A 24,041-nucleotide genomic window follows, 5' to 3' on the forward strand; every position below is an offset into this window, starting at 1 on the left:
TCCCGTCTCATCCGCCGCACCTGCTGTTCCTCGGCTCACTCGCCGCCTTCGAGCACCGGATGAGAGCATTCTCATCGCTTCACCCGGCACACCGCGCGCCGGTTCGACCATACTGGTGGCATGGGGCGATTCGGTTGGTTGATGGTCATCGGCACGGTGGTGCTCGCCGCGCTCGCATGGTTCGCTCTCGAACAGTCGATCGACGACGACGGCACCGAGCTCGGCCCGCCCGTCATCGTCCCCTCCGACACCTCGGCGCCGGGTCCCGGCTCCGACGACCCGTCGACCGAACCGACTCTCGAACCGTCGACCGAGCCCTCCACCGGGCCGAGTTCGCCGTCCTCCGATCGTCCCGGAGGCGCCGACCGCATCACTCCCGCCCCACCGCGTTCGGCCGGCGACGATGACGACCTCGACGATGACGACGATGAGCTCGACGACGATGACGACGACCTCGATGACGACGATGCCGACGATGCGGACGACGCCGACGACGATGATGATGATGATGACGACGATGACGACGACTGATCGGCGTGAGGGAATCACCGCCCGCACCCGGATTCTGGCCTGGATCATGCTCGTGCTCACCGTCGCGGTCTCCATCATCGTCGTGACCACGGCTCGGGCCGAGCTCGCGGGGGTCCGCGCCCATGCCGATGCCGAACTCGAACACGAGGTCGCGAAGTTCCGTGAGTTCGCGTCCAAACCCGACCCGACCGACGGCCACCCCTATGCCTCGGTGCGGGCGCTCATGACGAGTCATCTGCAGAACAACCTGCCCGAGCACACGGAGACCTTCTTCTCCATCATCGACGGCAAAGAGGACCAACGCAGCGCCGACACCCCACCGCTGCGCCTCGATCAGGATGCCCAGTTCGTCGCCGCCGCGGCGAAGGCGAAGACCCCGACATCCGGGGAGCTGAAGACCGCGGCCGGGCCCGTCGCCTATGCGGTCGTCCCCGTCGAGATCGAAGGGCAGCCGCAGCATGCTCAGCTCGTCGTCATCGAGTTTCTCGCCGACGACCTCGACGAGGCGTGGACGACGATCTGGACGATGATCTGGGTGGCCGTGGTCGCGCTCATCGCCGCCGGACTCCTCGGCTGGGTCGTCGCCGGGCGGGTCCTCGAACCCATCAGGCGTCTGCGGGAGACCGCCGCGGGCATCGGTGAGGACGAACTCGACCGCCGCATCGAGGTCACCGGCAATGACGACGTCGCCCAGCTCAGTCTCACCTTCAACCGAATGCTCGACCGGCTCGAGGCGGCTTTCGAGGGCCAACGCCAGCTGCTCGACGATGCCGGCCACGAGCTGCGGACCCCGATCACGGTCGTGCGCGGCCATCTTCAGGTCATGGGCGATGATCCCGTGGACCGGCAGAACACCTTGGAGCTCGTCGACGACGAGCTCCAGCGGATGTCCCGCCTCGTCGACGATCTCGTCATGCTTGCCCGCAGCGAACGGCCGGACTTCCTCGACCGCACGAACACCGACCTCATGGACCTCGTCATCAGCAGCTTCTCGAAGGCCAGCGCATTGGCCCCGCGCAACTGGATCATCGACGCAGCACCCGAGGGCTTCGGCCTCGTCGACGATGAGCGCCTCACGCAGGCGCTGCTCCAATTGGCCGCGAACGCCGTCGACCACACGACGCCCGAGGACACCATCGCCTTCGGAGGCCGCCTCGACGAGCACAGTGTGCACCTGTGGGTCCGTGACACCGGGGCCGGCATCGCCGCCTCGGACCAGCAGCGCATCTTCGACCGCTTCGCCACGGCGTCGACGAGCCGTGGCGGTCGCAAGGGCACGGGGCTGGGTCTGACGATCGTCGACCGCATCGCCCGCGCCCATGACGGTAATGTGAGCGTGAGGTCCGCTGCCGGCCAAGGCGCCCTGTTCACTCTCACCCTGCCGTGGCACCGCACAGAAGGAGACAGCCGTTGACACGCATTCTCATCGTCGAGGACGAGGACCGCATCTCTTCGTTCGTCGCCAAGGGGCTCGCCGCCGAAGGCTTCGCCACCGAGGTCGCCGATGACGGACATATGGCCGTCGAGTTCGTCCGCAGCGGCGGTTTCGACCTCGTCATCCTCGACCTGGGGCTGCCCGGCCTCGACGGCTTCAGCGTGCTGCGGATGATCCGCGCCGAACGTCATGACCTGCCCGTCATCATCCTCACCGCCCGCGAGTCCATCGAGGACACCGTGGCCGGGCTGTCGGGCGGGGCCGATGACTATATGCGCAAACCCTTCGCCTTCGATGAGCTCCTGGCCCGGGTGCGGCTCCGGCTGCGACCGGCCGAGGCGCAGGAGGCCACGGTGCTGCGCGCCGGTGACGTCGCCGTGGACATCCGCACCCGCCGGGCCCTGGTCGGGGATCAGGCGATCGAGTTGAGTTCGCGGGAGTTCACGCTCCTCGAGGTCTTCCTCAAGCATCCGGATCAAGTGCTCAGTCGCGCCCAGCTGCTCAGCCGTGTGTGGGGGCTCGACTTCGATCCCGGTTCGAATGTCGTCGATGTCTATGTCCGCTACCTGCGGGAGAAGCTGGGTCGGGACGCGATCGAGACCGTCCGCGGGGTCGGCTACCGGCTACGTGTGCCGAAGATGTGAAGACTCTCATCTTCTCCTCATCATCATCTTAATCTCGGCTAGCAATGTGGTGAATGAACACATCAAGGAGGAAACATGTCATTCGCCATTGCTCTGGCCACCGATCTCATCGCGATCTTCGTGCTCGCCTACGTTCTGTACTTCCGCCGGCATCGCCGTCGCGATCTGCTGCTGTCCTATGTTGCGCTCAACATCGGCGTCGTCGCGGTCACCTCGGCGCTGGGTTCGGTCGAGGTCGGCGTCGGTCTGGGCATGGGCCTGTTCGGCATCCTCTCGATCATCCGTCTGCGCTCGGATCAGATCACGCAGCAGGAGATCGCCTACTACTTCACCGCCCTGGCCCTCGGTCTGCTCGCCGGTCTGCACCCGGAGCCGATGTGGCTGACCCCGCTGCTGTCGCTGCTGGTCATCTTCGCCATCGCGATCCTCGACAGCCCGCTGGTCGCGTCGTCGACGCACCGTCACACCTTCACCGTCGACCGTGCGATCACCGACCGCAACGAGCTCATCGCCTACCTCAAGGACGTCTTCGCCGCCGAGACCGTGCGCGTCGAAGTCCTCGACATCGATATGGTCCGCGACACCACGCTCGTCGATGTCCGCTACACCGCCAAGCCTGCCCGCAAGTCCGCCACGACCACCCGCGCCGAGGCGGCCGCCGATTCCCAGCGAACCGGAGCCGTGGCATGGATGCCGGATTCGACCACGTCCGAGGTGCGCTGAGATGCGCACATTGACCGATACCGAACGCGAGACCGGAATCGGGGTCACGCCCGAGGCACCGACCGACACCGTGCTCGAGACCGGGATCAACGCCGGGCTCGACGCCGGGCTCGACGCCGGGGTCGACACCGGGATCCAGACCGGCGCGGTGCCCGCGGATCTAGCGGCCATCGACGCCCAGTTGGCGGGCATGGAGCCGATCAGCCTCGACGAGCTCAACGCTCAGGCTCGGCTGATGACGCGTGTGGACCGGAAGTACTTTGTGCCGCGGGAGCTGTTCCTGCAGCTGCTCTCCGCCACCGAGGATGACTTCAAGGTCCTCGAGATCGCTGGGAAGCATCGTTTCGAGTACCGGACCGTGTACTTCGATACTCCCGAATTCCGGTTCTTCCGCGATCATGTGCAGGGCCGGCGCCAACGGTTCAAGGTCCGCACCCGCACGTATGTCGACTCCGGTACCAGCCATCTCGAAGTGAAGTCGAAGGGGTACCGGGGGCAGACGGTCAAGCAGCGCATCGCCCACCCGTTCGATCGGCCCCTGGAGCTGACCGGAAGCGGACAGAACTTCGTCGATTCCGTCCTCGACACGAGGACCGGGGCCTCGGCTCGACCGCGGTACACCGCCGCGGATCTCACTCCGGTGCTCGAGACCGTCTACGACCGGGTGACACTCACTCACGATCACCAGCGGCTGACCTGCGATCTCGATATCGAGGCCCGCAATGGCAGACGGTCCCATGGCGGGCCGCGCGATGTGCTCGTCGAGACGAAGAGCGCCGGCGGAGTGAGCATCTGGGACGATCTGCTCCAGCAGGCAGGCATCCGCGAACACAAGGTGAGCAAGTACTGCGTCGGTGCCTCGCTGCTCAACCCCGAGCTGCCGGCCAACCCGTGGAACAGGACGATCCGTCGCTACTTCCGGTGACGACGCCGTCCTGTCGCCTCACGCTCGCACGGGCTCGTTCTCCCGCCGGTCCTTCTTCCGCCCGCGGGCCAGGTCGATGATGCCGATGACTCCGGCGAAGACGATGACCAGGGCAATGAACCCGAAACCGGCGACGATGGCCGCGCCGTATCCGGCCAGCGGCTGGACGACGAAGAACACGGCGGTGACGATCGCGATGCCGATGGCCGTGCCCACCCGCTGCCCGGTCTGCATCACGCCGCCGGAGCTTCCCGCGTAGTCGACGGGGACCTCGGCGAGCGTGAGCGTCTGATTCGGGCTGATCGCCATGCCCTGCCCGAGGCCGGTGATCCCGAGCGTGAGCAGCAGCCACCAGATGCTGACACCCCAGGACTCGTGGGCCAGCACGAGGAGCGCCGAGGCGACGACCCCGGCAAGACCGATTCCGACCCCGAGGACGACCATCTTCCGTCCGAAGGTGAGCACGACACGGCCGGCGGCCTGTGCGGCGATGGCCGAGAGCAGCGCCGAAGGCAGACCGACGAGGCCGGCATGGAGGGCGGGGAACCCGAGACCGTTCTGCAGGTAGAGCGCCACGATGACCCAGATGCCGGGCATTCCGACGAAATACATGGACGTCAGCGAGGCCCCATAGGCGAAGCTGCGTGTCCGGAACAGCTGCATGTCGACCATCGGTGATCCGCCTCGGCGGGCATACCGGTTCTCCCAGCGCACCCAGAAGACGACGATGAGCGCACCGACGGGCACGAGAGCATAGATCCAGGCTCCTGCGCTGCGCTCGAGGAAGGGGAGCATGATGAGCAGAGTGCCGACGGCCAGCAGCACGAGGCCGACCGGGTCGAAGTCCGCGCGCTTGCGGGTGTGCGGTTCGGCCTCGGTGCCGGACCCGACCCACGCACTCTTCGGCAGCCAGAAGCGGCCGAGGATGATCGCGGTCAGAGCGATCGGGACGTTGATGAGGAACGCCGAACGCCAACCCCACTCCTCGCCGAGCACAGCGATGAGCCCACCGCCGAGGACGGGTCCGATGCCCACGGAGACGCCGACGATCGTGCCGAACATCCCGAAGGCGCGACCGCGCACCTTGCCGTGGAAGTACTGCTGGAGCATCCCCACACCCTGCGGGCTGAGCAGCCCGGAGCCCACGCCCATGACGACGCGGGCGATGTTGAGGATCAGCGGGTCGGGCGAGAGCCCGGCGATGAGGGATCCGAGCGCGAAGACGCTGACGCCGAGGACGAAGAGCCTGCCCCGGCCGAAGAGGTCACCGGCACGGCCCGCCGCGACGAGGAACACCCCGAAGGCCAGCGTGTAGCCGGAGAGCACCCATTGGATCGCCGAGTTCGAGGCACCGATCGAGCGCTGCATATCGGGCAGGATGACGTTGACGATCGAGACGCTCAGCAGCGACATGAACATCGGGACGAGCATCACTGCAAGGATCTTGCGCTGCTCAGCTGTCATGACCGTCTCGGAAGTATTACCCATTCATATAGTTCTACGCCGCCCCACCGACAAGCACAATCGGTCTCCGTGGTGCGTTTGCTCACGCGCCACGGAGACCGATGTGTCCGACGGGGTCGGGCGGGCCTACTCCCCCTTGCCGATGGCTTCGGCGGCGCTCGGGTCAGACGAGCGGAGGAATTCCTCAATGCGCGCGGCTTCTTCGCCTTCGCCGATCGCACCGGCGGCACGGCCGAGCGCGTAGAGGGCGCGGAGGAATCCGCGGTTGACTTCGTGCGAGTACGGGATCGGGCCGGCGCCGCGCCATCCGGCGGCGCGCAGGGCGTCGAGTCCGCGGTGGTAACCGACGCGGGCGTAGGCATAGGCGTCGACGAGGCGACCCTCCTGGTGGGCTTCATCGGCGAGTTCGGCCCAGGCCAGGGAGGAGGCCGGCAGCGCTGCGGCGACGTCGATGGGTTCCTCACCGGCGTCGATGCGCTTCTTCGCGTCCACATCCGGGTGATCCTCAGGCAGGTAGGTCGGCTGCGGTCCGAGCTGGCTCGCGTCCAGGTTGCCGATGTGTGAGGGGTTTCCGATGGGCTGTGTCATGGCGTCCTTACCTTTCTTATATGTGGATTGGGAGCAGTGGTAAGTTTCCGACCACTCCGGGGATGCGGGGCATGGCTGTCATGGTGTTACCCGCTTGATGCATGGTCGAAGGAGATTGGCCACCTCGCATCCCGCAACGGCTCGACCGCTGATTGAGAAACGCGACACGATCGCTGTGTAAGGACACGACGGCGTGGCTGTTGAACACGGGGTGGAACACGTCCACACTTACGAAAGGAACCGTTATGGCCGACCTGTTCGCCGGCATCGACGCCGGCAAGTCCCACCATCACTGCGTCGTCATCGACACCGACGGCAACAGGCTTCTGTCGCAGAAGATCACCAACGACGAAACCGTCATCACGAACCTCATCGACGAGGTCAACACCCTCACCGATCCCTCGGGTTCGGTGACGTGGGCGACTGACCTCAACCGGGGAGGAGCCGCGCTGTTCATCGCGCTCATGGCCTCGCACAGGCAGACGCTGCTCTATATTCCCGGGCGCACCGTCTACAACGCTGCCCGCACCTACCGCGGCGACGGGAAAACCGACGCTAAAGACGCCGGAATCATCGCCGACCAGGCCCGGATGCGCCGCGACTTGCAACCCATCCGACTTGGCGATGACATCGCGACCGAACTGCGACTGCTCACCGCTCACCGTACCGACCTGGCCTGCGACAAAACGCGGGCGATCAACCGGATGCGTGCCAGCCTCGGTGAGTTTTTCCCCGCCCTGGAAGCCGCGTTCGACTACTCGACTTCGAAGGCTGCCCTGCTCCTGCTCACCGGATACCAGACCCCAGCGGCGATCCGCCGCATGGGCGTCAAACGCCTCACCGCGTGGTTGAAGAAGCGTGGAGCCAGGTCGGCTGCCCGAGTCGCTGACATCGCCGTCGAGGTCGCCGATAAGCAGCACACCACGGTGCCCGGCCAGGACGCGGGTGCGATGATCGTGGCTCGTCTCGCTGCTGAGATCCTGCGACTGGCTGATGACATCACCGGTATCGAGAACCGCATCGAGGACCGGTTCCGTGAGCATGCTGATGCCGAGATCCTGCTGTCGATGCCCGGATTCGGACCCCTCCTGGGCGCAGAATTCACCGCCGCGACCGGGGGCGGAATCGACCAGTTCGACAGCGCGAACCGATTGGCCGGAGTCGCGGGCCTGGCGCCAGCGCCCCGGGACTCGGGGCGCATCAGCGGTAACCACCACCGACCGAAACGCTACGACCGCAGACTGCTGCGGGCCTGCTACCTCGCCGCGCAAGTGGCATCGCGATGGTGCCCGGTATCGAAGGCGTTCTACGACCGAAAACGGGCTGAAGGCAAGAACCACAAACAAGCGATCCTCGCCCTGGCACGCCGACGCATCAACGTGCTCTGGGCGATGCTGCGAGACCGCACAATGTTCGGTCAAGGAATCTCCCCGATACCGGGGTGAAGCACTTGACAACTTCATTGAGATTCTCCTTCTTCGTCAGGGTGTCATCGTCGGGGTTGTCAACGGCAATGCGCCGAGGCGGCTGTCCGCCCCAGCTCCACGTTCAGTCGGACTTCACTTCGGAGGGCAGAACCTTGTACGGGTTCGTGCTCAGGGCGCCGACGGCACCGGCGTCAGCGAGAGTCTCGAGTTCCTTCTTGTCCTTGACTCCGGTCACCCATACGGCGAGGTCCGATTCGGTCCAGTCCGCCGCCGCGTCTGCTTTCACCGCCACTGCGGTGTAGCCGGCCGGCCCGAGGTCCTCGGGTGAGCTTCCGGAGTAGTCTCCGGTGAACATCGCATCGACACCGGCGTCGGCGGCGGCACGGGCCACCTCGGCGTCATCGGTGCGCACGATCGTCGATTCCTCGAGCCCCGCCTCGGCGATGGTCTTCAAGGCCGGTTCGGCCACCTCGGCGGAATCGATGGCGGGCAGGAAGACGGTGTCGCCGCCGACCTCGCCGACGAGGTCATCCCAGGTGATGGTCTCGCCGGCCTGCGTGTCCTTACGCGGAGGCGTGATCGAGGCATCACGGAATTCGTCGACGGTGACCTCGTCGAGGTCCTTCTTCAGGCCCATCTGCTCGGTCGCCGTCTCGGGGTTCGCGGCGACAATCGTCCCGTCGCCCAGCGCGGTCAGGGTCGGGGCAGGCAGGTAGCCGAACTTCACGTTCTCGGTGAAGGCGATCTTCGAATTCGCCGGGTACACCGCGGATCCGCCGTCGAGCGCGGCGACGGCCGGCGGATTGAGGGAATCGACGGTGAGCTGGTCCTTCGAGCCGAAGACATTGAAGAGGAACACGCCGAGAACGAGGAGGACGACGATTCCGCCGGCCCACAGGGGTGCGTAGAACTTCTTCGGCTCCGGCCGATCCGGCACGGGGGTGCGCTCATTGGATTCGGGATCGACGGCCGGCAGCGGGTCGGTGAGGCCACGGCCGTAGCGGTCCTTGTCGATGCCGCTGCGCTGCTTCCTGCTCGGCTTCTTCTTGCTCATCGGCTGCTGTCCTCCGTCGTGCCGGCCCCGGTGACCAGGCCCTTGAGGAATCCGGCACCCCAGCACAGGTGCATGGTCGGCAGGACGATGCCGAACCAGAACCGTTCCCTGCGGCCGCAGTCCTTCGCCGCCGAGGCGGTTGCCAGGATGCCGGCGATGTAGCCGAAGCTCGGCACGTGGATCAGGGAGGTGAAACGGCGGAGGAACTTCGGCCACTTCTTCGTCGTGCCGCTGAGCTGGAGCAGGGTTTCGAGGACCGCCGCCCCCATGCCGAGCACGAGCACCGGCGGGGCGAAGTAGCGGATCGAGTTCTGCCCGCCGTAGCGGCGGATGAGTTCGGCCCGCCAGATTCCCGTCGCCCAGAACTGCTGGGCGATCTTCGACCAGGTTCCGCGCGGCCAGTAGGTCACCTGCATGTCCGGGTTGAACCAGATGCGGCCGCCGGCGGTGCGGATGCGCAGGTTGAGTTCCCAGTCCTGGCCGCGTTTGATGCCTTCGTCGAAGCCTTCGAGGGTTTCGAAGACCTCACGTCGGTAGACGCCGAGGTACGCGGATTCGGCTTCCTGGGCTTCGTCGCCGGAATGGTAGGCGGGCCCGCCGAGTCCGACCGGGGACATGTAGGCACGGGCCACGGCTTTCTGGAAGGCGGTCTTGCCGCGGGCAAGCATGAGTCCGCCGCAGTTCGCGGCTCTGGTCTCGCGCAGGGTGTCGATGGCCTGCTGTGTGTATTCGGGGTTGAGGCCGGAGTGCGCGTCGACGCGGATGATGACCTCGTGACGGGTCGCGGCGAAGGCGAGATTGAGCCCGATGGGCGTCGCGGCCTGCGGGTTGTCGACCGTCTGGATGCGCGGATCGGCGGCGGCCATCTGCTCGATGATGGCGTTCGTGTCGTCGGTCGAGGGTCCGAGCGCGAGGACGACTTCCTTGTCCCCGTCGTAGTCCTGGGACAGGATCGTCGTGATCGCCTGCCGGATGTGCTCGGCCTCGTTGAGCACCGGCATGATGTAGGAGACGCCGGGCTTCTCGGGCAGCGGCGGCAGCCCGTCCGGGGTCAGGATCTCAAGTACTTTCGACACGCCTTCAATCTTCCCATATCCCCGCCCTTCCGGCCTTGAGGGGGCACACAGGCAGATCCCCTCGCCGAGGCGGCCCGATCACAGCCCGCGGGCGATGGTCACTACTCGCGATTGCCGATCACAGTCCGCGGGCGATGAGTTCCTTCATGATCTCGTTCGTGCCGCCGTAGATCTTCTGCACGCGCGAATCGGCGTAGAGGCGGGCGATCGGGTACTCGAGCATGTATCCGTACCCGCCGAAGATCTGCAGGCAGCGGTCGACGACGCGGTTCTGGGCGTCCGTGACCCAGTACTTTCCGGCCGAGGCCCGTTCGGTCGTCAGCGTTCCCTCGATGTGTTCGCTGGTGAGATGGTCGACGAAGGTGCGCACGGACAGCGCTTCCGTCGCACATTCGGCGAGGACGAACTTCGTGTTCTGGAAGTCGAGGATGGACCGACCGAAGGCCTCGCGGTCCTTCGCGTAGGCGACCGCCTCGCGGACGGCGAACTCCGCGGTCGCCGCACCTCCGACGGCGATGGCCAGACGCTCCTGCGGCAGCTGCTGCATGAGTTGGAGGAAGCCGCGACCCTCCGTCCCGCCGAGGACGTTCTCGGCCGGGACTCGCATGTCCTCGAAGAACAGCTCGCGGGTGTCCTGCCCGTGCAGGCCGACCTTGTCGAGTACGCGGCCGCGGGAGAACCCGGGCAGGTCGGCCACCTCGGCGACGATGAGCGAGAGCCCCTTCGCCCCGGGCTCATCGCTTGTGCGCGCCACGATGATGACGAGGTCGGCGTGGGTGCCGTTGGTGATGAACGTCTTCGCCCCGTTGATGACGTAGTCGTCGCCGTCGCGCACGGCCCGGGTCTTCACGCTCTGCAGGTCGGAGCCGGTGCCGGGTTCGGTCATCGCGATGGCCGAGACGAGCTCGCCCGTGGCCATACGCGGCAGCCACCTCTGCTTCTGCTCCTCGGTGCCGAAGGCGTTGATGTAGTGGGCGTTGATCGTCGAGTGGACACTGTTGCCCCACGCGGTGTCGCCGACGAATCCCTGCTCCTGGAGGAGGACGGCTTCATGAGCGAAGGTGCCGCCTCCGCCGCCGTACTCCTCGGGAATCGACACGCACAGCAGACCGGCGTCTCCGGCGCGGTTCCACAATTCGCGATCGACCTGCTTCTGCTCGGCGAAGCGGGCTTCGTTCGGCACGATCTCCTTGGCGATGAATCCGCGCGCCAGATCACGCAGATCATCTGTTTCCTGGGTCTCCCACGCGCCGCGGTATCCGTCGAGAATCATTGCTTCGTCTCCTGTCTGTGGTGTGCTGTCGTCTCTTCGAGTGGCCGTTGTGGCCGAGCCGGTGCTTGGGCGAATCCGAGCTGCCGGGGCCTCAGCCCAGCGCGACCTTCTCGATCGGCAGATCATGTTCGTCGGCGAACGCCATCCAATGCGCGGTGGACTCGACGACGAAGGCCCGCTCGAGCTCCTCATGATCGGATCCGAGCAGCGACGCCAGGGCCTTCGCGAAATGCGGTTCGAGGCAGGCCACCGCGACATGTCCGTCGGCCGTGGCATACGTCCGATACACGGGCAGTCCCCCGCCGAGGATGGCCCCCGGTGAGCTCAATCCGTGCCGTGCCGGTCCTGCCGCCCATCCGGCCGCCTCGTCGAGGACGACGCGTTCGACGATTCCGCCGGCGTCCTGACCGGAGGCGCGTTTGGCTTCGAGCCGCCGCAGTCCGGCCAGCGCCCGCAGCGCGGCGTGCTCACCGCCGAGGACATCGGCGACCGGCACGGTGGGCATGGTTCCAGGGACGAGGGTGGAATGCGCGGCCTGATAGGTGAGGTCGTGTCCGGGCACATCGGCGCGGTCGCCGGCGAACCCGACGATCTCGACGTGGACGAGCCCATGCTTGTCCACGAGCTGAGGCAGTCCGAGCGCGGCTGCGGCCCGTGGCCGCATGGAGGTGAGCAGGATGTCGGCGCCGGCCACGAGCGTCTCGAGTTCCTTGACTCCCACCGCCTCCTTGAGATCGATGGTGCGGATCTCCTGCCCTGCGGTCAGTTCACCGTAGTACTCGGGGACCGTCTGATCGAGGGGGTCACCGCTCGGAGGCTCAACCTTGATGACATCGGCACCGAGAGCGCTCAGCCGCGCGGCGGCAAGCGGCCCCGGCAGATTGATCGCGAGCGAGATCACCGTGATTCCGGCGAGTGGATCGTGGTCAGTCATCCAGAGCCCTTCAGTCGAATCCGTTCCGCGCTTTTGAATGAATGTATAGGATATTGAAAGAACGTTCAATACTTTCACGGCAGATCGAGGCCGGAAGAGGTCTGCGAGAATGGACGCCGACGACAGGGGTGAAGACATGAGTATGCCGCCGCATCCGGGCAGCAGAGACGCTGACGCCGATTCCGAATTCCCCGATTCGGCGACCCCTCCCACGCAAGCGGCAGCGGCTCCCACGCAAGCCGACCCCGCGACAGCGGACCTGACCAGCCGCGCCCGCATCCGCAATGCCGCCCTGCATCAGTTCGCGAGCTTCGGCTTCGCCGGGACCCCTTTGCGCGCCATCGCCGCCGAGGCGGGTGTGGCGATCGGACTGATCTCCCACCACTTCGGGTCCAAAGACGGGCTGCGTGAGGCCGTGGAGAGCTGGATCGTCGACCTGTTCGAGTCCGCGATCGCCGGCGCCGATGCCGCCGCGCACGATTCCGTGGCGGGGGCAGCCGGCCGAGACGCAGCTGTGGCGCGCATGCTGGAGCAGAATCCGCTGATCGTCAGCTATCTGCGTCGCGAGCTCCTCGAAGATCCCGAGTCCCGCACTCTCATCACTCGCCTCTCCCGGCTCTCACGTCAGAGCGTCGACTCGATGCGCTCGAGTGGGCTCGCCTCGACGGATCGCGATCGCGTCGAGCAGGTCGTCACCGTCATGGTCCGCCAGATGGGCCGACTCTTCCTCCAGCCCTTCGTCGATCAGATCGTCGACTCGTTCCCCGCGGACGAACGCCCGCAGACGAAGCCGGAACTGACCATCGACGTCCACGTCCCCCACGACTGAGCACACCCGCACACCGCCAGGACGTCACGGCTGAGCAGACTCGCACCCCACCAGGGTCTCCACGACTGAGCAACTCGCGCCTCATCAGGACCTCCACGGCACGATCGCCCGGTGCGCCTTCCTGCGAAACCGAGCTGCCACCTCGGCGAGGGTTGTGCCGTACCGCACATTCCCGTAGATTCATAACATAGGACATCAGACGTCCTATGTGTCAGTCGGGACTCGACGCTCTCACCGGTCCCCTACGAACTTCACGTGAGGAGGGAGCATGGACGCTCCGGGACTCGGCGGCCTCAACTGGGCCGTGATCATCATCTACCTCTTGGCCACCCTCGGTATCGGGGTCTGGTTCACCCGGCGAGCCAGCGGAGGAACAGAGGAGTTCTTCAAGGCCAGCGGACGGATCCCGGCATGGGCGGCAGGTTTCTCGATCTATGCGACGACGCTGTCGGCGATCACCTACATGTCCACGCCCGAGCAGGCCTTTCTCGCCGACTGGTCCTATGCGGCCGGCAATATCGCGATCTTCGCGATCGTCCCGCTGCTGGTGATCTTCTACATCCCCTTCTTCCGCAAGCTCGATGTCACCACGGCCTATGAGTATCTCGAGGAGCGCTTCGGTCCAAGCATCCGCGTGATCGGTTCGGTTCTCTTCGTCCTCTTCCATATCGGCCGCGTCGCCATCGTCATCTACCTGCCGACCTTGGCCATCAGCTCGGTCACCGACATCAACCCAGCGCTGGTCGCCGGAGCCGTCGGCGTGCTCTCGGTCGTCTACACCTTCCTCGGCGGCATCGAAGGCGTCATCTGGTCCGACGTCGTCCAAGGCATCATCCTCCTCGTCGGCGCCGCCGTCATCCTCGTCTTCGGCATCATGGCCCTCGACGGGGGCCTGGCCACCGTGGTCACTGACGCCGCCGCCAACGACAAGTTCATCTCCGCAGACAACTGGAAGTTCGGCGGAGCCGCCGCGGCGATCCCGATCGTCTTCCTCGGCTCAGTCTTCAACAACCTGCATCAGTACACGGCCAGCCAGGACGTCGTCCAGCGTTACCAGACCACGGATTCGCCGAAGTCGACAGCACGTTCGCTCATCGTCAACGGCTTCCTCGCCCTGCTGACGATCCCCCTGTTCTACGGGATCGGCACCGTTCTCTTCAGCTTCTACAAGCATTCGCAGGCCCTGCCCGAGGGGTTCAACACCTCGGCGCTCGTGCCGTACTTCGCGGTCACCGCGCTGCCGGCAGGAGTCTCCGGACTGCTCATCGCCGCGATCTTCGCCGCCGCACAGTCGACGATCTCCTCGAGCCTCAATTCGATCTCCGCATGCGTGACCGTGGACATCCGCGACCGCTTCTTCCCACCCAAGACCGGCCAGGCCCGCACCGGCGTCGGCTTCTCCCGCGCCGTCATCGTCATCGTCGGCGCCCTGTCCGTGTCCGTCGCGCTCTACCTCTCGGCAACCGATCAGGCCCAGACCTGGGATCTCTTCCTGTCCATCACCGGGCTCTTCGGCGTCCCGCTCGCCGGCGTCTTCGCACTCGGCATCTTCACCAAACGCGCGAATACCTCCGGTGTGCTCGCCGGGCTCGTCGTCGGTGCAGGACTGGCTTGGTTCGTCCAGGAGCGGGCCGGACTGACCCCGTTTGCGGTCTCCACGGTCGCCTTCATCGGCGCTATGATCTTCGGCTACCTCATCTCGCTGCTCACCGGCACCTTCGGCCGCCGCAGCGGCCACGATGTGCTGCCGCTGACGATCTACGCCAAGCGCGCCGCCTACACCCGCAGGGTCCCCACCAACCCCGTCGAGGCGGTCGCCGCCTCCGCGGCCACCGCGAACTCGGCCCCGTCGATCGGATCGCATCCGACCGATTCGAGGGCCGCCTCGACGGCAGTCAAAACGAACGACAAGCAAGGACACGACCATGACTGACTTCCACGGAATCATCCCCCCGCTGCTCACCCCGCGCACCGCGGGCGGCGACATCGACCGGGCGGGACTCGCCGCCCTCGTCGATCACCTCATCGCCGGCGGCGTGCACGGCATCTTCGTGCTCGGATCCTCGGGCGAGGTCCCCTACCTCTCCAACGCCGAACGTGACCTCGTGCTCGAAACCGCACTCGAGGCCGCGGCCGGGCGGGTGCCCGTGCTCGTGGGCATCAGCGAACAGACGACGGTCCGCGTACTCGAGGAAGCCGACCGGCTGCTGGCCATCGGCGGGGACGCCGCCGTCGTGACGACTCCGTTCTACGCGCTGTCCGACGCCGCCGAAGTCGAGCGCCATCTGCGGGCAATCGCCGCCCATGTCAGCGTGCCGGTCTTCGCCTACGACGTGCCCGTGCGCACGCATATGAAGATGCCGCTCGACGTCCTCGTCCGTCTCGCCGAGGAAGGCGTCATCGCCGGAGTCAAGGACTCCTCCGGTGACGACGTGGGCTTCCGTCGCCTGCTGCTGGCGACGAAGCACCTGCCGGACTTTGCCGTGTTCACCGGACACGAGGTCGTCACCGACGGGGCCATGCTCGGCGGTGCGGCGGGAATCGTCCCCGGCCTCGGCAACGTCGACCCCGCCGGCTACGTGCGCATCTTCGACGCGGCGAAGTCCGGCGACTGGTCGACCGTGGCCGCCGAGCAGGATCGTGTGGCCCGACTCTTCGACATCACCGGTGCGGCGACCCCGGGGCGGGTGTCGGCCGGCGCAGCGGGTCTCGGCGGGTTCAAAACCGCGCTGCAGCTCATGGGCGTCATCTCCTCGAACACGATGGCCGAGCCGATGGAGTCGCTCAATGCCGCAGAGACTGAGAAGGTCCGCATGCTCGTCAGCGCCGCAGGGCTGCTGTGACTCTGCCCGCCACCGTCGCCGTCGACATCGGAGGCACGAAGATCCGTGCCGGCTCCGTCATCGGCGGTGTGCTCAGGCATGTGCGCGGCGCGCCGACGCCTGCAGCCGAGGGGGCGGCGGCGGTGCTCGACACCGTCGCCGAGGTGGTCGCCGCCGTCATCGCGGAAGCGCAGGCTTCCCGTGCGGCCGACTCGGCCGCCGGCAGCGGGCTGGCCGATGCGGGCTCCGTCGGTGGCGACTCGGCCCGTGTGGCACGCTCTTCGGTCAACCTCGACTGGCGGATCGGCGTTGCTTCGGCCGGGGTGATCAACCCTGCGACCGGTGTTGTGGTCTCGGCGACGGAGTCGTTGGCCGGCTGGGCCGGCACCGAGCTGACCGCCGAGCTCGAATCCCGCACGGGACAGCCGGTGCGGGCCGTCAACGATGTCCACGCCCATGCCCTCGGTGAGGCTGCTGCCGGCGCCTCCCGCGGCATGAGCAGTTCGCTGCTCGTCGCGGCCGGGACCGGCATCGGCGGCGGGGCCATCATCAGCGGGAGTCTGCTCACCGGTCGGAATTCGGCAGCCGGACATATCGGGCATGTGCCATCTTCGGCCGCGGCCGGGCTGCTCTGCCCGTGCGGCGGGACCGGGCACCTCGAAGCGATCGCTTCGGGCCCGGCGATCCTCGCCACCTATCAGCGACTCCTGCGAGGCGACGACTCACCGGCCTCACCGGCCTCGGCGGCAGTTGCGGCCTCCGGTCCCTCCTCCCCTGCTTCCGCCCACAACCCGGCTGGAATTCCTTCACCGTCCGTCCCTGCCAGCACTCGCGAATTGGCGGCGGCCGCCTCGGCGGGAGATACACTTGCCGTGTGTGCCTTCGACACGGGCGCACGAGCCTTGGGCGCGGCGCTCGGCGGGATCGTCAATGTCCTCTCCCCCGAGGTCGTCGTCATCGGCGGCGGCCTCGCCGATATGGACGACACGTGGTGGGCACCCCTACGCGAGGCCATGACCGTCGAGCTCATCCCCGCCACCGCCGAGATCGAGCTGCGGAAAGCAGAGTTGGGGCAGGATGCCGCCCTCATCGGCGCGGCCGGGCTGTGGGGTGCTGGACCGATCCCGCAGCACACCGAACGAGTCCCACGGAGCGACGAGAAGGAAGAGACTCACTGATGCTGTCGAAGATCGAGATCCTCGATACGCTGCGCGGACGACTCATCGTGTCCGTGCAGGCCTATCCGGGTGAGCCGATGCGGAATCCGACCACGATGGCGCAGATCGCGGCCTCAGCGGTGGCCGGCGGTGCGACGGCCGTACGGGTGCAGGGTCTCGGCGACATTCAGGCCTCCCGCTCAGCCGTCGAGGTGCCCGTCATCGGGCTGTGGAAGGACGGCAGGGACGGGGTCGTCATCACCCCGACGTTCCAGCACGCCTATGCCGTGGCGCTGGCCGGTTCCCACATCGTCGCCATCGACGGAACCCGGCGGGAACGGCCGGACGGGCTGAGCCTGGTCGAGACTGTCTCACGTCTCCACGAACAGACGAACGCCCTGGTCATGGCCGATTGCGGCAGTTTCGACGATGCTTGCGCCGCGGCTGAGGCCGGCGCCGACATCGTCGGCACCACCTTGGCAGGATACTCGGGCGAGCGCGTACCGAGCGACGGCCCCGACCTCGAACTCATCAGCGAGATCCGTTCCGCCGAGCTGCCTGCGATGCTCGTCGCCGAAGGCCGGATCCACACCCCCGCCCATGCCGCGGCCGCGCATGAAGCCGGCGCCGATGCGGTCGTCGTGGGAACCGCGATCACTCACCCCACCACGATCACCTCATGGTTCGCCGAGGCGCTCGAAAGCTGAGCGGAAAGGGCTGAGCGTAGAAGGCTGAGCGGAGAATTCTGACCGGGGTCAGGGCTCTCACAGGCTCTGCCGAGCGGTCGAAGGCCGGCCCTGTTCAGAGATTCTGCCAGGCAGGCTTGCTCTCGTACGCGTGGCGATAGTAGTCGCCGAGCTGCAGCCGCGAGGCCGCGGCGTCGTCGAGCATCACCGTAACGTGCTGATGCATCTGCAGTACGGTCGCCGGCCACATCGCCGAGATCGGCCCCTCGACCATCTGATGCACGGCCTCGGCCTTGTTCCCGCCGGTGGCGATGAGCATGAGGTGCTTGGCCTCCATGATCGTCCCCATCCCCTGCGTCAGGCACAGCTTCGGCACCTGCTCGACATCGCCGTCGAAGAACCGCGCATTGTCGACCCGCGTCTGATTCGTCAGTGACTTCACCCGCGTCCGCGAAGCCAGTGAGGATCCGGGTTCGTTGAACGCGACGTGGCCGTCGGTGCCGATGCCCAGGATCTGCAGGTCGATTCCGCCAGCCTCGGCGATCATCCGTTCATAATCCGCCGAGGCGGCCGCCAAGTCATCTGCGGTTCCGTCGGGACCGTGGACTGCCCCCTCGGCGAAGTCGACGCGGGTTGCGATCTCCGTATCGATGACATTGCGGTAGCGCTCCGGGTGGTCAGCGGCGATGCCGACGTATTCGTCGAGCATGAACGCCTGGGCGTGGGCGAAGGACAGGCCCTCACTGTCGTGGCGCCGAGCCAGCTCATCGTAGATGCGCAGCGGACTCGATCCGGTCGCGAGCCCGAGGACCGGCGCGGTCTGCTCGCGCAGCAGACACTCGATCGCGTCCGCGGCCAGCCCGGCCAGCGTGTGCTCATCAGCGATGACAACTTCCATGAGGTCTCCTTCGGTTTCGGCATCCGCTGCGATGTCGTGAGTCTGCTTCGACGTCTTCGCCCGAGTACAGTTCTATGTCCTCAGTCAATCACTTCTTCTCGAGGGCGCGCATGATCGGCTCGTAGTGGGCAGTGATCGCGGCGCGGAAGGCCTCGGCGTCCCCGGATTCCGCCGCGGAAAGCATGAGTCCGTGCGCTTCCGCCGTCTGCTTCAGATCAGCGGCCACCGCAACGTTGAGCTTCGGCAGCACTGCGGTGTGGACGTCCCAGAACGCTGCGACGAGTTGGCCGACGAGCGAGTTGCTCAGCTGAGCGAGCAGCCCTGTGTGGAAGGCGCGATCCTGGTGCGGGAAAGTCTTGCCTGCGTCGGCCAGCGCGGTCATCTCATCGACCAGGGCCCGCAGATCCGGATTCGAAGTTCCCCGCATGGCGTTGACGATCTGCTCGGACATTCCATGGTCGAGGGCCTTGCGGACCTCGACGACATCGCGCAGCGCGTCGAGGTCGTCACCGGGGCTGAGCACTCCGCGGAAGACGAGGGCTTCGACAAGTGCCTCGAGGGTCATCTCGCCGACGTAGGTGCCGTGCCCGTGGCGGACGTCGACGATGTCGAGGGTGGAGAGTTTGCGGATGGCTTCGCGCACGTTCGATCGAGAGACACCGAGGCGGGAACACAGCTCGCCTTCGGTGGGCAGGAGGTCCCCGGGGCTCAGTCCGTCTGAGAGGATGAGATCCTTGATCCTGTCGGAGGTCGTCACCTTCCGATCGCCCGCTGTCGCCTCCGTCATGAGCACCTTCTGCCGTTGGTTCTTTGCCGAGCCTCCAGTATACGTCTGACATCAGATGTGTTGGCGGTCTGTTTCACATTCGATACGGTCGGCCGTCCCATTGTCGATCCGCCTCCGCCCGGCCGCGTCGGCAGACCGACTCATGGTGTCCTTGCCGCCCGGCCGCGCCGGCAGACCGACACCTGGTGTCCTTGCCGCCCGGCAGGTCGACACCTGGTGTCCTTGCCGCCCGGCAGGTCGACACCTGGTGTCCTTGCCGCCCGGCAGACCGACACCTGGTGCCCTTGCCGGCAGCCTTGCCGAGTCCGCTGCCTGCTCTGTCATCTGCGCATTGCCCTGTCATATACGTCGTGCCTTGTCATATACGTGGCCAGAGATGACAACTAGGGTGGTAGACATCAGCGGTCGCCGTGCGGCCGACAATCACGACGCAAGGAGCACTCATGACTGGAGCGGCGGTTTTCATCACCGTAGTCATCGTCATCGTCGTCATCGCCATTCTGCTGTTCGGGAAGCTGCGAACAAGCATGTTCTTCACGGTGAAGACGCAGGAGAACGTCGTCGTCGAGCGGTTCGGCAAGTTCAAGAAGGTCGCGAGGCCGGGACTGAACACGAAGGTGCCGTTCATCGAAACGACGAGCAAGCCGATCTCGCTGCGGGTCCAACAGCTCGAGGTCAACATCGAGTCGAAGACGAAGGACAACGTCTTCGTCACCGTTCCGGTCGCGGTCCAGTACGTCGTCGAAGAGGACAATGTCGCCGACGCCTACTACCGCCTGGCGAACTCCGAGGAGCAGATCCGCTCGTATGTCTTCGACACGGTCCGCTCGGCACTGTCGGGACTGACCCTGGACACCGCGTTCGAGTCGAAGGACGACATCGCTGAGAACGTCGAGCGCCGTCTGTCCGAGTCGATGAAGCGCTACGGCTTCAAGATCGTGAGCACTCTGGTCACGGACATCACCCCGGATCCGCGGGTGCGCGAATCGATGAACTCGATCAACGCCGCCCAGCGCGACAAGGTCGCAGCGCAGTCCCTGGCCGAGGCCGACAAGATCAAGCGCGTGACTCAGGCACAGGCCGAATCGGAGGCGATGCGTCTGCACGGTGAGGGTGTGGCCGCTCAGCGCAAGGCGATTGCCAACGGCATCGCCGAGCAGTACGCGCTGCTGCAGGAGGTCGGCATCGACCGCACCGCCGAGCAGCTGCTGATGATGACCCAGTACTTCGACACGATGCAGAACGTCGCACAGGAGGGCCGGTCGAACGTGCTGTTCATGCCTTCGAACCCGGGCGGCCTGGGTGAGATGGGCCAGGAGATCAGGACCGCCCTGTTCACCGCCAACGCCGCCCAGGACGGTTCGCACCTGCCGGCGCCGACCAACCGCAACGACTCGGACAATCGCTCACACCGCAGCTCCGAAGCAGACTCCGGGCGCAGCCACGATGGCGGCGCAGGAGGCAACTCCGGCGGCCATTCCGGGCAGGGTTCCGGACCGTCCACGGACCAGGGCTCGGCTCAGGGCCAGGGCTACGGTCCAGGCGCCGGGCAAGGCTACGGGCAGGATTCCGGACAGGGCTACGGTCAAGGTGGAGTTCCTCCGCAGCCGAACACACCCCCGAACTCACCGGTCCAGGCCGCCGCTCAGCAGTGGCTGAACCGCAAACGCGGTCAGAACCCTCAGCAGTAGAACCAAGCCGGCCCCACCTCGGCGCACGGTGCATTCCCACCAAGGAGATCAGTTCCTTCAGAATGGGCGGATGAAAACGCTTTTCATCCGCCCATTTCAGTCTCAGAAAACCCTTAACCGGCTCATCGTAATTGAGAGTGTAGAACCGGTCTGAAGCCACCGGACTCGAGCAGACACCTCGCGATGTAATGCGTGAGGTTGCGGAATCCCAGCGCGGACCCGCGTAGATGCTCGAGTCTGCCGTTGATCGCTTCAGTGGGACCGTTCGACGTTCCCGGTCGGGTGAAGAATGCGAGCACATCAGCAGCTCGACGCTTCAACGTTCGTCCTAACCGTTTGAGCTCGACAAGTTCGGGTGGCAGATTCGTTGTCAGGGCGTCGATGACCGTTTGCAAGAGTCTCTTGCCCTCTTTGCGGTCCGCGGTTCGGTAAGCGCTGACAATGTCTTGGTAGACGGCCCAGGTGACTTCGACTTCGGTGAAGTTCGGGTCAGCGAAGAGGTTCGCGATTCTTTCCTGCTGCTTGGTCGTGAGTAAGCTGCTGCCCGTGTGAAGAGTTCTTCTTGCCCGGTACAACGGGTCCTTTGCTCGTCCGCGATGGCCGGTTGTCTCCTGCTGAACTCGGCGACGTACCTCGTCGAGGGCATCACCGGCGAGTTTGACGACGTGGAAGGGGTCCATGACTTCGACAGCGTCGGGCAGCTCCTCAGCTGAGGCTGTTTTGAAGCCGGAGAATCCGTCCATCGCGACGACGTCGATGCCCTCACGCCATTCTTTCGGTCGGTCTTTCAACCATTGTTTGAACACCTGCTTCGAACGGCCAGCCACCATGTCGAGCAGACGTGCCGAGCCTGTTCCCTCGCTGATCGGGGTGAGGTCGATGATGACGGTGACGTACTTGTCACCACGCCGGGTGTGCCGCCATACATGCTCGTCGACACCAATGACGCTGACCCCGTCGAAACGGGTCGGGTCGTTGATCAACAACCGCTGACCTTCGGCGAGGACGGCGGAGTTCGCGGTGTGCCAGGACACGGCGAGTTTCGCAGCGATGACGGACACGGTGTCGTGATCGATCACGAGAGCACGCAACGCCCAGTCGAGGCCGGTTCGCGAGATCTTCGCTCGTGGTGGCGCCGCAGCTGTGGTGTCTTGACGCCAGACGCGGCCACACTCGACGCACTTGTAACGGCGGAGGCGAATGTGAAGCGTGGTTGGTCGGTGGCCGAAAGGTTCGTGGGCCAGCTGGCGGACGACGGTATCGCGAACGATCCCGTGACCACCACATCGTCGGCACCAGTCATCAGCAGTGTTTGGACGGCATTCCAGAATGGCTTTGTGCCCGGTGATGTGTTGGCCGGTGCAGGTCAGATCGAGGTCATTGAGTCTGCAGAAGGTCGTGAGGTCAGGCGTCGAGAAAGTAGGCTTGGCCACGTCGAGGTCTTTCGGATGGACGGTGTGAGAACTTCCATCATCGGAAGACCTCGACGCCTATCTGAGCAGCGACTCGCCGTGTCTGAAAATCCCTGACCCACACTCTCGATTACGAAGAGCCCCTTAACCGGCGCACCACTTTGTCCGACCACACGCCCAACAACAGATTTAAAAGCGTTCCGCACCCAGTCCAACATTCTGGCTTCCGGCGTTTTGACACCGCCAACGCGGCACGCGCCCGCCCCAGGTCGGGGAAACCTTCAAGACAAGGACTTGAGCGCAATCAGCGGCCCATTATTCGTAGACAGTGACATAGTCTCGATCGGCATCAAACGACAGGGCCGCGACCCACCGCCGCTGGTTTTCGTAGTCAACGACGCTCAATTTCATTCCCATTCCAACGGCTGGAATTTCAAACAGGCCATTCTCGAATTCTCGGCTACCTGCGCCAAATGTATGGGCGATAGGACTTGGTCGCGAACTAATGCTTGAAATTGAACTAACGACCACAGCCGCCACATCAAAACGCGAAACTTTGAACTGGACGTAGCAATTGTCACCATAACGTACCGCCCAAGGAGCATTCACTTCAACAGACGCCGCTGGTTCTAGATCACCACGAAAGTTACGCCCCTCGGCAATTACGCCATGCACGTCATCTTCGAAAGTCGTTTGAATGGCCGCCATCACGGCGTTTTCGCCGAGGAAGAAGTCTTCATAAATTTTCGCGACAGCAGAGATGTTTGACGAGCCTTCGTTATGAGCATTCGCGAGGGCCTTCACTTGGTAGACTCCAAATTTCACTTCACCATCCGGAATAACAACTCCCGAATATTGTCTACTGACTCGCTCCAGAGACTTGCGATCAACTTCGTTCAATCGAATTCGCCAACGATTTCGCCAAGATCCCGCTCTTTCAATCGACTGCTGCGCAATGCCCAGTGTCCGCGGGACCAAAACAGGAAACGAATACTTGAACAGAAATAATTCAATTTGTCGAAGAAATTTTGGGCGATTACTCGACTCATGCGCAACCATAGCAAGAAGCAACGGCAAATCTGCCTTATTTTCGAAAGCACATTTTGCTAAATACCCAATATAATAATCGTCAATTTTGAGCTGACTCAACGAACCGGCACGCCCGCCACCAGTACCACGGCTCAGAGTTATAGCCTTGAACACAGCAAACAGAATGGCGACACATACAGCCGTCCAAAACCCTTGTACCAGCGATTTCGCCTCTGGGACAACACTGTCAAGATTCGGACGCCCCCAGTCCAGAGCCCCCACGACTACAGCCAAGGAGATGGATATTCCAAGCAAATAAACACCCTGGACAACAAACCCTGAATGTCTGGAGTATGCCGAAAACAGTGAAAGAAAATTCGTGGTTGCGATGTGGCCAAAGTAAAACACCCACAGCGCAAGGCTGACGTCAGTCTCTAGTTCGTGGGCCACTGCAACTAGGAATACGGCGGCAAGACCAAAAGGCACCAGGCGCCACACAAGAACTTTTAGAGGAGCTTCGACCACCCAATGCTTCGCTCTATCAGAGCTGTCGAAGTAGTTGTCTGGCCAGGACATCCTGGCTACCAGGAACACGACCTTGAGCGCTACTGCCGCACTGGCACCCACAACTACTGGCAGAATCACGGAACTCCCTT

22 protein-coding genes are annotated in these 24,041 nt (G+C 64.9%); 12 read left to right on the forward strand and 10 right to left on the reverse strand.

Translation table 11 applies throughout. The features are described 5' to 3' along the window. The first annotated feature begins 120 nt into the window (after positions 1 to 120). From ACQE2J_RS17085 to ACQE2J_RS17105, 5 genes are all read left to right on the forward strand, one after another. Entirely contained in the window at positions 121 to 531 is a 411-nt protein-coding gene (locus tag ACQE2J_RS17085; RefSeq protein ID WP_426936716.1) for a hypothetical protein, read from the forward strand. Beyond that, positions 428 to 1,945 (forward strand): sensor histidine kinase, encoded by a 1,518-nt coding sequence (locus ACQE2J_RS17090; RefSeq protein WP_426936717.1) that lies wholly within the window; start codon positions 428 to 430, stop codon positions 1,943 to 1,945. The genes ACQE2J_RS17085 and ACQE2J_RS17090 overlap by 104 nt, the downstream gene beginning before the upstream one ends. After that, positions 1,942 to 2,610 carry a response regulator transcription factor gene (locus ACQE2J_RS17095; protein ID WP_135542288.1) on the forward strand — a complete coding sequence of 223 codons (669 nt, stop codon included), beginning with the start codon at positions 1,942 to 1,944 and terminating at the stop codon, positions 2,608 to 2,610. The genes ACQE2J_RS17090 and ACQE2J_RS17095 overlap by 4 nt, the downstream gene beginning before the upstream one ends. 75 nt (positions 2,611 to 2,685) lie before the next feature. Further along, positions 2,686 to 3,333, forward strand: a complete 648-nt coding sequence (locus ACQE2J_RS17100) for a DUF4956 domain-containing protein (protein WP_426936718.1) — start codon at positions 2,686 to 2,688, stop codon at positions 3,331 to 3,333. Between the two features lies 1 nt (position 3,334). After that, positions 3,335 to 4,258, forward strand: coding sequence for a polyphosphate polymerase domain-containing protein (locus ACQE2J_RS17105; protein ID WP_426936719.1), 924 nt, complete (start codon positions 3,335 to 3,337; stop codon positions 4,256 to 4,258). Between the two features lie 18 nt (positions 4,259 to 4,276). On the opposite strand, the gene ACQE2J_RS17110 is transcribed toward ACQE2J_RS17105, so the two are convergent. Both ACQE2J_RS17110 and ACQE2J_RS17115 read right to left on the reverse strand, forming a co-directional pair. Continuing rightward, the gene (locus ACQE2J_RS17110; RefSeq protein WP_426936720.1) at positions 4,277 to 5,746 is read right to left on the reverse strand and encodes an MFS transporter; all 1,470 of its coding nucleotides are present in this window, start codon (positions 5,744 to 5,746) and stop codon (positions 4,277 to 4,279) included. A 102-nt stretch (positions 5,747 to 5,848) separates the two neighbouring features. Then, positions 5,849 to 6,310: a DUF3151 domain-containing protein gene (locus ACQE2J_RS17115; RefSeq protein WP_135542293.1), complete on the reverse strand. Its 462-nt coding sequence runs from the start codon at positions 6,308 to 6,310 to the stop codon at positions 5,849 to 5,851. A 245-nt stretch (positions 6,311 to 6,555) separates the two neighbouring features. On the opposite strand from ACQE2J_RS17115, the gene ACQE2J_RS17120 reads away from it, so the two are divergent. Next, positions 6,556 to 7,755 (forward strand): IS110 family transposase, encoded by a 1,200-nt coding sequence (locus ACQE2J_RS17120; RefSeq protein ID WP_426936721.1) that lies wholly within the window; start codon positions 6,556 to 6,558, stop codon positions 7,753 to 7,755. Positions 7,756 to 7,858: 103 nt separating this feature from the next. Here the strand turns inward: ACQE2J_RS17120 and ACQE2J_RS17125 are convergent, their stop codons facing one another. From ACQE2J_RS17125 to ACQE2J_RS17140, 4 genes are all read right to left on the reverse strand, one after another. Continuing rightward, a complete protein-coding gene (locus ACQE2J_RS17125) occupies positions 7,859 to 8,791 on the reverse strand; it encodes a hypothetical protein (RefSeq protein ID WP_426936722.1) in 933 nt (310 codons plus the stop codon). Continuing rightward, positions 8,788 to 9,867, reverse strand: coding sequence for a glycosyltransferase family 2 protein (locus ACQE2J_RS17130; protein WP_135542298.1), 1,080 nt, complete (start codon positions 9,865 to 9,867; stop codon positions 8,788 to 8,790). The genes ACQE2J_RS17125 and ACQE2J_RS17130 overlap by 4 nt, the downstream gene beginning before the upstream one ends. A gap of 118 nt (positions 9,868 to 9,985) precedes the next feature. After that, positions 9,986 to 11,140 (reverse strand): acyl-CoA dehydrogenase family protein, encoded by a 1,155-nt coding sequence (locus ACQE2J_RS17135; RefSeq protein WP_135542301.1) that lies wholly within the window; start codon positions 11,138 to 11,140, stop codon positions 9,986 to 9,988. A gap of 91 nt (positions 11,141 to 11,231) precedes the next feature. Continuing rightward, complete coding sequence (locus ACQE2J_RS17140; protein WP_135542303.1) at positions 11,232 to 12,074, reverse strand: CoA transferase; 843 nt, start codon at positions 12,072 to 12,074, stop codon at positions 11,232 to 11,234. A gap of 136 nt (positions 12,075 to 12,210) precedes the next feature. On the opposite strand from ACQE2J_RS17140, the gene ACQE2J_RS17145 reads away from it, so the two are divergent. The 5 genes from ACQE2J_RS17145 to ACQE2J_RS17165 all read left to right on the forward strand — a co-directional run bounded on the left by ACQE2J_RS17145 (position 12,211) and on the right by ACQE2J_RS17165 (position 17,589). Continuing rightward, positions 12,211 to 12,903 carry a TetR/AcrR family transcriptional regulator gene (locus ACQE2J_RS17145; RefSeq protein WP_240690096.1) on the forward strand — a complete coding sequence of 231 codons (693 nt, stop codon included), beginning with the start codon at positions 12,211 to 12,213 and terminating at the stop codon, positions 12,901 to 12,903. Positions 12,904 to 13,171: 268 nt separating this feature from the next. Then, on the forward strand, positions 13,172 to 14,836 hold the full coding sequence (locus tag ACQE2J_RS17150; protein WP_135542305.1) for a sodium:solute symporter: 1,665 nt from the start codon (positions 13,172 to 13,174) through the stop codon (positions 14,834 to 14,836). After that, on the forward strand, positions 14,829 to 15,746 hold the full coding sequence (locus tag ACQE2J_RS17155; protein WP_135542307.1) for a dihydrodipicolinate synthase family protein: 918 nt from the start codon (positions 14,829 to 14,831) through the stop codon (positions 15,744 to 15,746). The genes ACQE2J_RS17150 and ACQE2J_RS17155 overlap by 8 nt, the downstream gene beginning before the upstream one ends. Next, positions 15,743 to 16,903 (forward strand): ROK family protein, encoded by a 1,161-nt coding sequence (locus tag ACQE2J_RS17160; protein ID WP_240690099.1) that lies wholly within the window; start codon positions 15,743 to 15,745, stop codon positions 16,901 to 16,903. Before ACQE2J_RS17155 ends, ACQE2J_RS17160 begins: the two co-directional genes overlap by 4 nt. Next, complete coding sequence (locus tag ACQE2J_RS17165; RefSeq protein ID WP_135542309.1) at positions 16,903 to 17,589, forward strand: N-acetylmannosamine-6-phosphate 2-epimerase; 687 nt, start codon at positions 16,903 to 16,905, stop codon at positions 17,587 to 17,589. The genes ACQE2J_RS17160 and ACQE2J_RS17165 overlap by 1 nt, the downstream gene beginning before the upstream one ends. A gap of 94 nt (positions 17,590 to 17,683) precedes the next feature. Here ACQE2J_RS17165 and nagB read toward each other — a convergent pair whose 3' ends face one another. Then, on the reverse strand, positions 17,684 to 18,466 hold the full coding sequence (nagB, locus tag ACQE2J_RS17170; protein WP_135542312.1) for a glucosamine-6-phosphate deaminase: 783 nt from the start codon (positions 18,464 to 18,466) through the stop codon (positions 17,684 to 17,686). Between the two features lie 88 nt (positions 18,467 to 18,554). Beyond that, positions 18,555 to 19,253: a FadR/GntR family transcriptional regulator gene (locus ACQE2J_RS17175; RefSeq protein WP_135542315.1), complete on the reverse strand. Its 699-nt coding sequence runs from the start codon at positions 19,251 to 19,253 to the stop codon at positions 18,555 to 18,557. A gap of 443 nt (positions 19,254 to 19,696) precedes the next feature. Here ACQE2J_RS17175 and ACQE2J_RS17180 point away from each other — a divergent pair, with 443 nt between their 5' ends. Beyond that, positions 19,697 to 20,944, forward strand: coding sequence for an SPFH domain-containing protein (locus tag ACQE2J_RS17180; protein ID WP_135542318.1), 1,248 nt, complete (start codon positions 19,697 to 19,699; stop codon positions 20,942 to 20,944). A gap of 122 nt (positions 20,945 to 21,066) precedes the next feature. Here ACQE2J_RS17180 and ACQE2J_RS17185 read toward each other — a convergent pair whose 3' ends face one another. Both ACQE2J_RS17185 and ACQE2J_RS17190 read right to left on the reverse strand, forming a co-directional pair. Next, the gene (locus tag ACQE2J_RS17185) at positions 21,067 to 22,377 is read right to left on the reverse strand and encodes an ISL3 family transposase (RefSeq protein WP_426936723.1); all 1,311 of its coding nucleotides are present in this window, start codon (positions 22,375 to 22,377) and stop codon (positions 21,067 to 21,069) included. Between the two features lie 294 nt (positions 22,378 to 22,671). Beyond that, entirely contained in the window at positions 22,672 to 24,030 is a 1,359-nt protein-coding gene (locus tag ACQE2J_RS17190; protein WP_135542174.1) for a hypothetical protein, read from the reverse strand. Between the last annotated feature and the right edge of the window lie 11 nt (positions 24,031 to 24,041).

It is taken from the genome of Brevibacterium sp. LE-L, assembly GCF_050214925.1.
Taxonomy (GTDB): Bacteria; Actinomycetota; Actinomycetes; order Actinomycetales; family Brevibacteriaceae; genus Brevibacterium.